The organism is Cellulomonas xiejunii (assembly GCF_024508315.1).
Lineage (GTDB): Bacteria > Actinomycetota > Actinomycetes > Actinomycetales > Cellulomonadaceae > Cellulomonas > Cellulomonas xiejunii.
In genome coordinates this window covers 1199221-1212899 of sequence record NZ_CP101987.1, presented here as the reverse complement: position 1 = coordinate 1212899, position 13679 = coordinate 1199221, and the positions used below count along the sequence as shown (strand labels likewise).

The 13679-nt window shown below is 67.8% G+C and carries 5 protein-coding genes and 3 rRNA genes; 2 read left to right on the top strand and 6 right to left on the bottom strand.

The genetic code is table 11. The annotated features are described in order from the left end of the window. The first annotated feature begins 35 nt into the window (after nucleotides 1–35). The gene (locus NP048_RS05615; RefSeq protein ID WP_227577231.1) at nucleotides 36–878 is read left to right on the top strand and encodes a LacI family DNA-binding transcriptional regulator; all 843 of its coding nucleotides are present in this window, start codon (nucleotides 36–38) and stop codon (nucleotides 876–878) included. A gap of 62 nt (nucleotides 879–940) precedes the next feature. Next, complete coding sequence (gene glgB / locus NP048_RS05610; RefSeq protein WP_227577230.1) at nucleotides 941–3163, top strand: 1,4-alpha-glucan branching protein GlgB; 2223 nt, start codon at nucleotides 941–943, stop codon at nucleotides 3161–3163. 115 nt (nucleotides 3164–3278) lie between these two features. On the opposite strand, the gene rrf is transcribed toward glgB, so the two are convergent. The 6 genes from rrf to NP048_RS05580 form a co-directional block, all read right to left on the bottom strand. Further along, nucleotides 3279–3395, bottom strand: a 5S ribosomal RNA gene (gene rrf, locus NP048_RS05605). 77 nt (nucleotides 3396–3472) lie between these two features. After that, nucleotides 3473–6581, bottom strand: a 23S ribosomal RNA gene (locus tag NP048_RS05600). A 401-nt stretch (nucleotides 6582–6982) separates the two neighbouring features. Then, nucleotides 6983–8502 (bottom strand): 16S ribosomal RNA (locus NP048_RS05595). Together the 16S, 23S and 5S rRNA genes form the textbook arrangement of a ribosomal RNA operon. An 842-nt stretch (nucleotides 8503–9344) precedes the next feature. After that, nucleotides 9345–10277 (bottom strand): tetratricopeptide repeat protein, encoded by a 933-nt coding sequence (locus tag NP048_RS05590; protein WP_227578493.1) that lies wholly within the window; start codon nucleotides 10275–10277, stop codon nucleotides 9345–9347. A gap of 144 nt (nucleotides 10278–10421) precedes the next feature. After that, nucleotides 10422–11492, bottom strand: coding sequence for a DUF8094 domain-containing protein (locus tag NP048_RS05585; protein ID WP_227578492.1), 1071 nt, complete (start codon nucleotides 11490–11492; stop codon nucleotides 10422–10424). After that, nucleotides 11489–13429: a hypothetical protein gene (locus tag NP048_RS05580; RefSeq protein ID WP_227578491.1), complete on the bottom strand. Its 1941-nt coding sequence runs from the start codon at nucleotides 13427–13429 to the stop codon at nucleotides 11489–11491. The genes NP048_RS05585 and NP048_RS05580 overlap by 4 nt, the downstream gene beginning before the upstream one ends. Between the last annotated feature and the right edge of the window lie 250 nt (nucleotides 13430–13679).

The window sequence follows — 13679 nt, the reverse complement described above, 5'->3', positions numbered from 1 at the left end:
GCCGGCCCGAGGACCGGGTCGGTACGCTGACCGCCGTGGGCGCGGACGCGATCGGACTGGTGCTGGCTCGACCGGCGCGGATGCTCGGTATCGAGCCCTTCTTCATGGAGCTCATCGGAGGCATCGAGGAGACGCTGTCGTGCGACGACCGCTCCCTGCTGCTCCACGTCGTCCCTGACCACGACGCCGAGATCGCCGCGTACCGCCGCTGGGGGCACGGCCGGCTCGTCGACGCCGTCGTTCTCGTGAACCTCGTCGTCGACGACCTGCGTCCCGCGGTCCTCGCCGAGCTGGGCCTGCCCACGGTCGTCGTCGGCGGCCCCGAGCGGGCGCTTGCGGACGTCGCCCACGTGTGGATCGACAACGCGCAGGCGATGCGTGACGCCGTGGGGTACCTCGTCGACCTCGGGCACACGACCGTCGGCCGCGTCTCGGGGCCGGCCGCGCTCGCACACACGCGCTCGCGCACCGAGGCCTTCCTCACGGAGTGCGCGACCCAGGGGGTGCACGGCGTGGTCGTCGAGGGCGACTACGGCGAGGAGTCCGGCAGGCGTGCCGCGCGCACCCTGCTCGGGCGCAACGACCCACCGTCGGCGCTCGTCTTCGACAACGACGTCATGGCCGTCGCCGGGCTCGGCGTGGCCAACGAGCTCGGCCTGACGGTCCCGCACGACGTCTCGCTGCTGGCGTGGGACGACTCGCCGCTGTGCCGTCTGGCGCACCCCGCGCTGTCGGCCATGAGCCTCGACGTGCACGCCATGGGGGTCCAGGTCGCGGACGCCGTGCTCAACCTCCTCGCCTCCGGGCGCCCGACGACCTCCACCGCGCCGCTCCCCCGGCTCGTCGCCCGCGGCAGCACCGCGCGGCGGCCGCGTTGACGTCCCGGCGCGTACGGCCGTGATCACCTGCAGCAGCGCCCGCGGGGTGATTGGCTAGGCACATGACTGCGGCCACACCGTCCCCCGTGCCCGTCGACCTCGACACGCTGCGCACTGTCGCCGCGGGCGCCTACTACGACCCCCATGCCGTCCTCGGGCCGCACGTCGGTGACGGGGCGGTGACGATCCGGACCCTGCGCCCCCTCGCCGACAGCGTCGTCGTCGTCACACCCGACGCGCGCGTCGCGGCGTGGCACGAGGTCGACGGCATCTGGTGTGCGCTCGTTCCCGGTGCCACGGTCCCGGACTACCGCATCGAGGTCACGTACGGCACCACGACGACGATCGTGGACGACCCGTACCGCTACCTGCCGACCGTGCAGGAGCTCGACCGACACCTCGTCCGCGAAGGCAGGCACGAGCAGCTCTGGCAGGTCCTCGGTGCCAACGTGCGGTCGTACAGCGGCCTGATGGGCGAGGTCCGCGGCACGTCGTTCGCGGTGTGGGCACCCAACGCGCGCGCTGTGCGCGTCGTCGGGGACTTCAACCACTGGCAGGGCGCGATGCACGCGATGCGCTCGCTGGGCGACAGCGGCATCTGGGAGCTGTTCGCGCCGGGCATCGAGGCCGGCGCGCGGTACAAGTTCGAGATCCTCGGGAGGGACGGCTCCTGGCGGCAGAAGGCCGACCCCCTGGCCAAGGGCACCGAGGTGCCCCCCGCGACGGCCTCGGTGGTCGTGGAGTCCCGGTACGAGTGGTCGGACGAGGCGTGGCTCGCGGCACGTTCGCAGCGCGACCCCCACACCGGTCCGATGAGCGTCTACGAGGTCCACCTCGGCTCATGGCGGCGCGGCCTGTCGTACCGGGACCTCGCGCACCAGCTCACGGAGCACGTCCTCGAGCTCGGGTTCACGCACGTCGAGATGATGCCGGTCGCCGAGCATCCCTTCGGCGGTTCGTGGGGCTATCAGGTGTCGTCGTACTACGCGCCGACGTCGAGGTTCGGCCACCCTGACGACTTCCGCTATCTCGTCGACTGCCTGCATCGCGCCGGCATCGGTGTCATCGTCGACTGGGTGCCCGCGCACTTCCCCAAGGACGAGTGGGCGCTCGCGCAGTTCGACGGGACAGCCCTGTACGAGCACCCGGACCCGCTCCTGGGCGAGCACCCGGACTGGGGCACGTACGTCTTCAACTTCGGGCGACCGGAGGTCCGCAACTTCCTCGTCGCGAACGCGACGTACTGGCTCGAGGAGTTCCACATCGACGGGCTGCGCGTGGACGCGGTGGCCTCGATGCTGTACCTCGACTACTCCCGGCAGCCGGGTCAGTGGCGACCCAACCAGTACGGCGGACGCGAGAACCTCGATGCGATCTCCTTCCTCCAGGAGACCAACGCGACCGCCTACCGCCGCACGCCCGGGATCATGATGGTCGCCGAGGAGTCCACGGCCTGGCCGGGCGTCACCGCGCCCACCTCCGCGGGCGGGCTCGGGTTCGGGCTGAAGTGGAACATGGGCTGGATGAACGACACCCTGCGCTACCTGAGCGAGGAGCCGATCAACCGTCGCTACCACCACCACGAGATCACCTTCTCGATGGTGTACGCGTACTCCGAGCACTTCGTCCTGCCGATCAGCCACGACGAGGTCGTCCACGGCAAGGGGGCGTTGTACGAGCGCATGCCTGGTGACCACTGGCAGAAGCTCGCCGGTATCCGTGGCCTGTACGCCTACCAGTGGACGCACCCCGGCAAGCAGCTGCTGTTCATGGGGCAGGAGTTCGCCCAGCAGGGCGAGTGGGCGGAGGGCCGCTCCCTCGACTGGCACCTGCTCGACGACCCCTGGCATCGCGGTGTGATGCAGGCACTGCGCGACCTGAACTCCGTGTACCTGCAGACCCCGGCGCTGTGGAAGCTGGACCACACGCCGGACGGCTTCCAGTGGCTGGCGTCCGACGAGGCCGGGCTGAATCTCCTGGCCTACGCGAGGTACGCGCCTGACGCTCCGACCGCGGTCGTCGTCGTGAACTTCGCCGGCGTCCCGCACGAGGGCTGGCGCCTGCCTCTTCCCCATGGCGGGACGTGGCGCGAGGTGTACAACTCCGACTCCGAGGTGTACGGCGGGTCGGGTGTGGGCAACCTCGGCGCGGTCGTCGCCGAGGCAGTCGCGCACTACGGGCGTGACTGGTCCGCCTCGATCCGCGTCCCCCCGCTGGGTGCCGTCATCTTCGTCGCCGACGAAGCCGGCCCCGGACACGAGCTCGGCACGGCGCACGCCGGCTGAGCAGCCGCACGGAACAGGCCGGGGGCTGTCCCCCCGGCCTCTTTCGTGAGCGCATAACGTGCCTGGAGACGACGAAAGGCCCACCCCGTGAGGGGTGGGCCTTTCGTGAATGATTGTCCGGCGGCGTCCTACTCTCCCACACCCTGGCGGGTGCAGTACCATCGGCGCTGAAGGGCTTAGCTTCCGGGTTCGGAATGGGACCGGGCGTTTCCCCTTCGCTATGACCGCCGTAACACTGTCGAGTTGTCAACGGAATACTCCCGCTGGTTTCTCGGGAACCGCACAGTGGACGCGTAGCAATGAATGAAGTTAGTCAAGTTGTCGGCTTATTAGTACCGGTCAGCTGCGGCAGTCGTTAGTCCTGCCTTCCACGTCCGGCCTATCTACCCAGTGGTCTAGCTGGGAGCCTCTCACCCCGAAGGGCGTGGAAACCTCATCTTGAAGCAGGCTTCCCGCTTAGATGCTTTCAGCGGTTATCCCTTCCGAACGTAGCCAACCAGCCGTGCTCCTGGCGGAACAACTGGCACACCAGAGGTTCGTCCGTCCCGGTCCTCTCGTACTAGGGACAGCCCTTCTCAAGTTTCCTGCGCGCGCAGCGGATAGGGACCGAACTGTCTCACGACGTTCTAAACCCAGCTCGCGTACCGCTTTAATGGGCGAACAGCCCAACCCTTGGGACCTACTCCAGCCCCAGGATGCGACGAGCCGACATCGAGGTGCCAAACCATGCCGTCGATATGGACTCTTGGGCAAGATCAGCCTGTTATCCCCGGGGTACCTTTTATCCGTTGAGCGACGGCGCTTCCACAAGCCACCGCCGGATCACTAGTTCCGACTTTCGTCCCTGCTCGACCTGTCAGTCTCACAGTCAAGCTCCCTTGTGCACTTGCACTCGCCACCTGATTGCCAACCAGGCTGAGGGAACCTTTGAGCGCCTCCGTTACATTTTAGGAGGCAACCGCCCCAGTTAAACTACCCACCAGGCACTGTCCCTGATCCGGATTACGGACCGAGGTTAGATATCCAGAGCGACCAGAGTGGTATTTCAACGTTGACTCCACCGACACTGGCGTGCCGGCTTCACAGTCTCCCACCTATCCTACACAAGCCGCACCGAACACCAATACCAAGCTATAGTAAAGGTCCCGGGGTCTTTCCGTCCTGCTGCGCGTAACGAGCATCTTTACTCGTAGTGCAATTTCGCCGAGTTCGCGGTTGAGACAGCGGAGAAGTCGTTACGCCATTCGTGCAGGTCGGAACTTACCCGACAAGGAATTTCGCTACCTTAGGATGGTTATAGTTACCACCGCCGTTTACTGGGGCTTAAATTCTGAGCTTCGCACTTGCGTGCTGACCCGTCCTCTTAACCTTCCAGCACCGGGCAGGCGTCAGTCCGTATACATCGTCTTGCGACTTCGCACGGACCTGTGTTTTTAGTAAACAGTCGCTTCTCCCTGGTCTCTGCGGCCCTCCACGCTTCCCCGGGCATGCCGGTTCACGCTTGAGGCCCCCCTTCTCCCGAAGTTACGGGGGCATTTTGCCGAGTTCCTTAACCACGATTCTCTCGATCGCCTTGGTATTCTCTACCTGACCACCTGAGTCGGTTTGGGGTACGGGCGGCTAGAACCTCGCGTCGAGGCTTTTCTTGGCAGCATAGGATCACCCATTTCCCGCATACGCGGTACCCGTCGGCTCTCAGGCTTCACGAGGTGCGGATTTACCTACACCTCACCCTACGACCTTGGACGTGGACTACCATCGCCACGCTGGGCTACCTTCCTGCGTCACCCCTGTTAATACGCTTACCTACTACCGGTTCGGGTCCCGTGCTCCCCGCCTCGGTGTCCCGAAGGACGATGAGACAGGCTCGGACGGTTAGCATCACCAGGCTCGGTATGGGCGGTTCTTCGCCGGTACGGGAATATCAACCCGTTGTCCATCGACTACGCCTGTCGGCCTCGCCTTAGGTCCCGACTTACCCAGGGCGGATTAGCCTGGCCCTGGAACCCTTGGTCATTCGGCGGACGGGTTTCTCACCCGTCATTCGCTACTCATGCCTGCATTCTCACTCGTGCCGGCTCCACCGCTGGGTCACCCCGCGGCTTCACTGCCGGCACGACGCTCCCCTACCCATCCACACGACTGAACCACGAAGGCTTGTCACTTGTGTGAATGCCACAGCTTCGGCGGTGTGCTTGAGCCCCGCTACATTGTCGGCGCGGAATCACTTGACCAGTGAGCTATTACGCACTCTTTCAAGGGTGGCTGCTTCTAAGCCAACCTCCTGGTTGTCTGTGCAACTCCACATCCTTTCCCACTTAGCACACGCTTTGGGGCCTTAGCTGGTGGTCTGGGCTGTTTCCCTCTCGACTACGGAGCTTATCCCCCGCAGTCTCACTGCCACGCTCTGGCTTACCGGCATTCGGAGTTTGGCTAACGTCAGTAACCTGTTGGGGCCCATCGGCTATCCAGTAGCTCTACCTCCGGCAAGAAACGCGTGACGCTGCACCTAAATGCATTTCGGGGAGAACCAGCTATCACGAAGTTTGATTGGCCTTTCACCCCTAACCACAGGTCATCCCCCAGGTTTTCAACCCTGGTGGGTTCGGGCCTCCACGCGGTCTTACCCGCGCTTCACCCTGCCCATGGCTAGATCACTTCGCTTCGGGTCTAGAGCACGCGACTACGGTCGCCCTATTCGGACTCGCTTTCGCTACGGCTTCCCCACACGGGTTAACCTCGCCACGTACCACTAACTCGCAGGCTCATTCTTCAAAAGGCACGCCGTCACCCCTGCTAGGGAGGCTCCGACGGATTGTATGCACACGGTTTCAGGTACTATTTCACTCCCCTCCCGGGGTACTTTTCACCTTTCCCTCACGGTACTTGTCCGCTATCGGTCACCAGGTAGTATTTAGGCTTACACAGTGGTCTGTGCAGATTCACTCCGGGTTTCTCGGGCCCGGAGCTACTTGGGATCCCCTTCGGGAGGCCGCGTCATTTCGTCTACGGGGGTAACACCCTCTGTGCCGGGCCTTTCAAGACCCTTCGACTATAACGCGGCTTTATGACTCCCTGCGAAGGCGGCAGCCCTCACTGAAAGGTCCCACAACCCCGAACGCGCAACGCCTGCCGGCTATCACACGCGCTCGGTTTGGCCTGATCCGCTTTCGCTCGCCACTACTCACGGAATATCTCTTCCTGCCGGTACTGAGATGTTTCACTTCCCGGCGTTCCCTCCACACACCCTATATATTCAGGTGCGGGTCACACGACATGACTCGTGCGGGGTTTCCCCATTCGGAAATCCTCGGATCACGGTTCGTTTGCCAACTCCCCGAGGCTTATCGCAGGCTACTACGTCCTTCTTCGGCTCCTGGTGCCAAGGCATCCACCCTGTGCACTTAAAAACTTGACCACAAAAGATCATTCAAAGATGCTCGCGTCCACTGTGCAGTTCTCAAGCAACCAACGGTCACCACCCGGCATCCCAGCGCCTACCTGCCACCACCACCCCCCGAAGAGGACACCAGCGACAAGCGGTTCGACCGGACCAGACGGCCCCGACCAAGGCAACACCCCAACGGGCTGTTCCCTCAGGACCCAACAGCGTGCCAAGCCGACCCGTGACGAACCAGCGACTCTCCGTTCCCTCCCCACAGCAAGCTGCAGGCGTACTTGGAAGCCACCGACCCAACGAGCCGGCCAGTAGTCGATGTTCCACCCGTGAGCACCACCCCCCGCACGATCGGCGAGGGCATGGGCCTGGACACCAGCACCACCCCATGACGAGGCGACCTGCTGCCAGATGCTCCTTAGAAAGGAGGTGATCCAGCCGCACCTTCCGGTACGGCTACCTTGTTACGACTTAGTCCTAATCGCCAGTCCCACCTTCGACGACTCCCCCCAAAAGGTTGGGCCATCGGCTTCGGGTGTTACCGACTTTCATGACTTGACGGGCGGTGTGTACAAGGCCCGGGAACGTATTCACCGCAGCGTTGCTGATCTGCGATTACTAGCGACTCCGACTTCATGGGGTCGAGTTGCAGACCCCAATCCGAACTGAGACCGGCTTTTTGGGATTCGCTCCACCTCGCGGTATCGCAGCCCTTTGTACCGGCCATTGTAGCATGCGTGAAGCCCAAGACATAAGGGGCATGATGATTTGACGTCATCCCCACCTTCCTCCGAGTTGACCCCGGCAGTCTCCCATGAGTCCCCGGCATAACCCGCTGGCAACATGGGACGAGGGTTGCGCTCGTTGCGGGACTTAACCCAACATCTCACGACACGAGCTGACGACAACCATGCACCACCTGTACACCGACCTTGCGGGGCGCACATCTCTGCACGTTTCCGGTGTATGTCAAGCCTTGGTAAGGTTCTTCGCGTTGCATCGAATTAATCCGCATGCTCCGCCGCTTGTGCGGGCCCCCGTCAATTTCTTTGAGTTTTAGCCTTGCGGCCGTACTCCCCAGGCGGGGCACTTAATGCGTTTGCTGCGGCACGGAATCCGTGGAATGGACCCCACACCTAGTGCCCAACGTTTACGGCATGGACTACCAGGGTATCTAATCCTGTTCGCTCCCCATGCTTTCGCTCCTCAGCGTCAGTTGCGGCCCAGTGACCTGCCTTCGCCATCGGTGTTCCTCCTGATATCTGCGCATTCCACCGCTACACCAGGAATTCCAGTCACCCCTACCGCACTCTAGTCTGCCCGTACCCACTGCAAGCCCCAGGTTGAGCCTGAGGTTTTCACAGCAGACGCGACAAACCGCCTACGAGCTCTTTACGCCCAATAATTCCGGACAACGCTTGCGCCCTACGTATTACCGCGGCTGCTGGCACGTAGTTAGCCGGCGCTTCTTCTGCAGGTACCGTCACTCTCGCTTCTTCCCTGCTGAAAGCGGTTTACAACCCGAAGGCCGTCATCCCGCACGCGGCGTCGCTGCATCAGGCTTTCGCCCATTGTGCAATATTCCCCACTGCTGCCTCCCGTAGGAGTCTGGGCCGTGTCTCAGTCCCAGTGTGGCCGGTCGCCCTCTCAGGCCGGCTACCCGTCGTCGCCTTGGTAGGCCATTACCCCACCAACAAGCTGATAGGCCGCGAGCCCATCCCCCACCGATAAATCTTTCCAGACGCTACAGATGCCCGTGCGTCTCGTATCCGGTATTAGACCTCGTTTCCAAGGCTTATCCCAGAGTGAAGGGTAGGTTGCTCACGTGTTACTCACCCGTTCGCCACTGATCCCCCCAGCAAGCTGGGGTTCACCGTTCGACTTGCATGTGTTAAGCACGCCGCCAGCGTTCGTCCTGAGCCAGAATCAAACTCTCCGTGAATGTCAAACAGCCACCCACCAACCCGAAGGCCAGCGAGCAACAGACACACAAAGAACCCCCCCGAAGAGGGGCATCAACTGGCATCATCCCAAACCAGACCCACGGGGTGGACCTGATCCAGGCTCGACGCCAAAAATATGGCATCGACTACTTGGCACACTGTTGAGTTCTCAAGGAACAGACGCGCATCCGCTGGACCCTCTCGGGCCCGTCTGGAGGCAACCGTTCAAACTTAGCCGATCTGCGGCCCCCGGTCAACTTCGCCTTTCGGCTCCGTGTCCCGGCCACCGGGGTCGCGATCTGGTCGCTCACCCTGCGGCTCCTGCCCCGTGGGGCAGCCCGGCTGGATGACCATACCTGACCGTTCGACCTGGTCAGACCGTGCCGTTCAGCTCCTGGGAGCCAGCCGGCTGGAAGACCGTACCCGATCTTCCGACCCGGTCCGACCTCCCCATCACCTCACCCCGAAGGGCTTCAGCGACTGGAGGACCGTACCCGATCTTCCGACCCGGCCCGACCTCCCCATCACCTCACCCCGAAGGGCTTCAGCGACTGGAGGACCGTACCCGATCTTCCGACCCGATCCGACCTCCCCATCACCTCACCCCGAAGGGCTTCAGCGACTGGAGGACCGTACCCGATCTTCCGACCCGATCGATCTCCCCGCGGCACTCCACGCGACGGCGCTCAGCGCCGTTCGGGAACTGCCAGGGGGTTGCCGTCCCGGGGGACCGACCACCGAGTCGTGCTCGGTGTCCGTTCCTCCCTGCCGGGCGGCCGGGAGTACGTTACGCAGCCATCGGCGACGGCGCAAGTCGGCCTCTCGCCTGGCGCGACCGCCCTCAGTAGAGGGCAGCAGCGAGCGCTCGGCGGGCCGCGACGACGCGAGGATCGGCGGCGCCGAGAACCTCGAACAGGTCCACGAGCCGCAGCCGGACACGCTCGCGGTCCTCACCGGTGGTCCGCCGGACCAGCTCGACGAGCCGCGCGAAAGCGTCCTCGACCGCACCACCGAAGACGTCGAGGTCGGCCACCGCGAGCTGTGCGTCGAGGTCGTCGGGATGGGCGGCCGCGGCCTCACGGACGGCGCGGGTGTCGGCCTGCGCCGTCCGCTCCATCAGACCGACCTGTGCCAGCCCCGCGCGCGCCATGGCGTCCCGGGGGTTCTCCCGCAGCGCCTGCTCGTAGGCGGCGCGGGCTGCGGGGAGGTCGTCACGCTCGATCGCGTCATAGGCCGCCTGGTGCAGGGGCGGCAGAGCCGGCTCCGGCTCCGGCGTCGGAGCCGGACCACCGCTCACCCGGCCGGTCACACCGTTCGCCTCAGCCGCCGCGAGCAGCTGGTCGAGGACCGCCCGCACCTGGTCACGCGGGTACGCACCCTGGAACAGCGGGACGGGCTGCCCCGCGAGCAGCGCGATGACCGTCGGGACGGACTGCGCCTGGAAGGCCGCGGCCACCTGGGGGTTGCCCTCCGCGTCGATGCGCGCGAGGAGCCACCGGCCCGCGTCCTCCTCCGCCAGGGCGGCGAGGTCGGCGGCCACCTGCTGGCTGACCTCGCTCCAAGGCGCCCACAGCACCACGACCACCGGGTGCTGGGTCGAGGACTGCACCACGTCGGCGAAGGTCGTCTGGTCGACGTCGCGCACGTAGGCGGCCGCGGCCTCCAACCCGCCGGGGCTGCCGGGGGGCGGGGTCGCCGGACGCACGAGCGTCGACAGGTCGACCGCGCCGCGCGCGTCGAGGGGCGGTCGGGGCTGCTGCGACGGCTGCGACATCACGAGTTCCTCGGGTTCGTCGTGCTCGGTTCGGTTCCTGACGTCATTGCGCGCCGCGCCTGCACCCGCGCGGGGACGCCTGTGACGATTCTGCCCCGGCCGCGGGTGCTCCCGTGACGGGCTCCGTCGGCTCCCCCGCGCACGTCACTGGGCCGACGCCCCGGTGACCGACTGCTCGCCCGCGAGGACCTGGATCTGTGCGTCGCTTCCGGCCGGGGGGAGGTACATGACGACGACCCCCGAGAAGGTGCGCGTCAGGCTCGTCCCCGCCGTCGTCGCTCCACCCGCCAGCGCGGAGTAGAAGGGCTCGACCGTGATACTGCCGCCCGTCGCGGGCAAGGTCACCGTCGACGTCGTCGCGATCTCGCTCACGACGATGGCACCGCCGTCCACCGTGCCCAGCGTGACGACCGGCTCGCCGACCGGTGCGTACGTCTGTGTCAGGGTCGCCGCGTCGCCGAGCTGCGTGACGACGCCGGCCCGTTCGGTCTCGATCGCGGTGCGGAACGCGTCGGGGGCGAAGCCCCCGACGTGGGGCGAGGCGTCGCCGTTCGCGAGCACGTCCGTGTACTGCGCGACGGCGTCGAGCGGTGTCACGAGCAGTCCCTCCGCGTCCGGCGGCAGCGTGGGGCTGCCCTCCTCGGGCGCCGCCGTCGCGGGCGTCTGCACGGACGGCAGGAGCCGGGCCCAGCCCCACAGCTTGTACTGCGCGCGGGGCGACTCCTGCCGCAGGACGAGCACGCGCGGCGCCTGCAGGTCGGCGGGCTGCTCGGTCACGACCAGCTGCGTCCGCGGCCACGTGGCCGTCTCGGGGACGAGCAGCGCCTGCTCGTCGAACGGCAGGACGGTCGGCGGCCGCGTCCCGGCGGTCGCGACGTTGCGCACGTACTCGGCCTTCCGGATCGCGAGCGCCGGCCCCTCGAGGCGTGAGCCGAGCACCGCCGCGTCGTTGCCCGCGTCACCGGCGGCCACGACCTCGGCCACGGAGTCCAGGACGCGCTGGGCCTGCGCCACCGAGACCACGGGCGGTGCCACGGCGGGCACCGGCTCCGGGTCCGGCGTGGGCAGCGCCGTGCTGCACCCGGTGAGGACGAGCAGCGGCAGGAGCGCAGCAGCGGTCACGGCGGCACCTCGGTGACGTCGCCGCCCGGGCCGCCCACCGGGGCCGCCACCGACCGGCAGGGTCACGACGCGCGTCGAGCGCGAGCTCTTCATCGTTCCTCCTCCGAGGTCGGGTCGTCTTCGGTCGAGGCGAGCCCCCACGCACGCCGCCACGCGTCAGCGCGTGAGCCGCCCGGGGCCTCGGGCGTCGAGCCGGCCCGGGGACCGGTCGGCACCGGCGTGTCGCGCAGCCACGCGGGGCGGGCGTCGGCAGGGGGCGACCCCGCACCAGGGCGGGCCGTCGGTGCGTCAGGTGTCACCGCGTTGCTGGGGACGGACCGCGCGGGCGCGTCCGGGCCGGACACACGACCCGCGACCGGCCCGGGGGCAGGCGGGACGGCACCCCACCCAGCCGTGCCGGGGCCGGGACGTGCGGAGCGGGCGGGCGCCGGCCCGCTGGGCGCCACGGGAGCGCCCGCGGTGCCGTGGCGGCTCGGGGACGCGGCGGCGCCGCGGGGCGCATCCGGTGATCCCGGGGCACCGGGAGCCGGCAGCCGCCCGTCCGCGGTCCGTGCGGGCTCCGGGGACGAGCCGGCGGAGCCGAGCCAGGCAGGACGGCCGTGGGGCCGGTCCTGCCCGGCCCGGGCGTCAGCGCCGGCCGGTGCCGCCGGACCCGTCGCGGACCAGGGGGACGGTGAACCGCCGCCCCCTGACCATCGCGGGGCGCCCACCGGCCAGGCCCCACCCGGGGCTGCCCCGGGGGCGGGCGTCGGTCCATCGGGCCGCTCCTGCGAGGGCGCACCGGCGCCGGACCGGGTTGCCGGCTGTGCGTCCGCTCGCGGCGGGGCCTGCGGTGCGTCCTGGGGTGCCGTCGGCCGCCAGAGAGGGCGGTCGGTGCCGTCGGGTGCGCCCGTCCGCGCCGCAGCCGGGGCGGACGGTGCCGCGGGTTCGGGCGTCGTCGGCGCCGCCTGCTCGCGTGCGGCCGCGCCGCGCGACGTGACGGCGCGCAGCGCGCGACGTGTCGCCGGCGCCATCCCCCCGAGCGCGCCGGTCCCGCGCGCGGGATCGGCAGGACTCGCTGCGGCGTCGCCGTCGTGGGGCGCCGACGCGGCCGCCCCGGTCGTGCCGGCGGTCGTCGACGTCGGTGCGGGGACGCCGGCGGACGGTGCGTCCCCACGGGGCGCGTCGTCACGCGAGGCGCGGACGCCGGTGCCGGTGACGGCACCGTGCTCGGCGAGCTCGCGGAGCTGACGTCGGGTGAGCTGGACAGGTCCACCGTTCCCGTCGACGACGGGGAGCGGGCCGGTGAGCACGGGCGTCCACGCCGCGTCGGCCCCGCGGCGACCACGTCGGACGTCACGGAGAAGGAGGGCTGCGGACACGAGCACGAGCAGTGCACCCACCACGACGCACGGCCAGAGCCACGGCGTGGTGACGACCTGCGGCCACGCGAGTGAGAGCCGCAGCGGGCTGCCGTCGGTGCTCGCCGCCAGCACGCTCCAGCGGCCCGGCTGCGCGGTCCAGGTGATCTCGGCCTCGCCGTCGCCGGTCGCCTCGGCGGTCCACATGTCCGAGCCGGCCGGGTCGGGGACGGCAGGTGCCTCGTCCTGCTCCGCCGCCGCGTCCTCGGCAGGGGCCTCGTCGCCCGCCGCCGCGTCCTCGGCGGGAGCCTCGTCGTCGACGGGGGCCTCCTCGGCCGGGGTCGCCGACGCGTCGGACGTCGGGGTAGGGGCCGCGACGTCCTCCGCCGCGAGCTCGTGCCAGCCGGACAGGCCGGTGACGCGCTGGTGCGGGTCCTCCCCCACCCATCCGACGACGTCGGTGTCCCGACCGATCGCCAGGACCACGGGCCCGTCGGCCTCCGCGCGGACGGTCACCTCGGACGCGGCCAGCTCGAGCACGCCGGGGTCGGTGACGACCAGGGGCTCGTCGGCCTGCAACTGCGCTACGAGCACGTCATCGGCACGCCAGAGGGTCGCCGAGGCGACCCCGAGGGCGATGACCACGACGCCCACGAGCCCGACGATCGCGACGACAAGTCGCTTGAGCACGCACTAGTCCTTCCGCTGACGAACGACCCAGGATAGGCAGACGGGGCCCGGCAGGAGGAAACCGGGGCGAGCGGGAGCCTCGATCGTCACGGCACCTCCACGCCTCGCTCACGGGCGTCGAACCGCCGGGAGGACGTTACGGGACGAACCGGGCGCGCACCTCGCGAACGCCCCTGACGGGGTCTCCCGCACGCCCGTCCAGGTGTCGTCCGGTGCCGCCCACGACGCGAACGGCCCTGGTCACGGCCGG

What these genes read in the sequence shown, in the direction of transcription:
- glgB (WP_227577230.1), top strand. Translation starts at nt 941, where the DNA reads ATGACTGCGGCCACACCGTCCCCCGTGCCCGTCGACCTCGACACGCTG.
- NP048_RS05590 (WP_227578493.1), bottom strand. Translation starts at nt 10,277, where the DNA reads ATGTCGCAGCCGTCGCAGCAGCCCCGACCGCCCCTCGACGCGCGCGGC.
- NP048_RS05585 (WP_227578492.1), bottom strand. Translation starts at nt 11,492, where the DNA reads ATGAAGAGCTCGCGCTCGACGCGCGTCGTGACCCTGCCGGTCGGTGGC.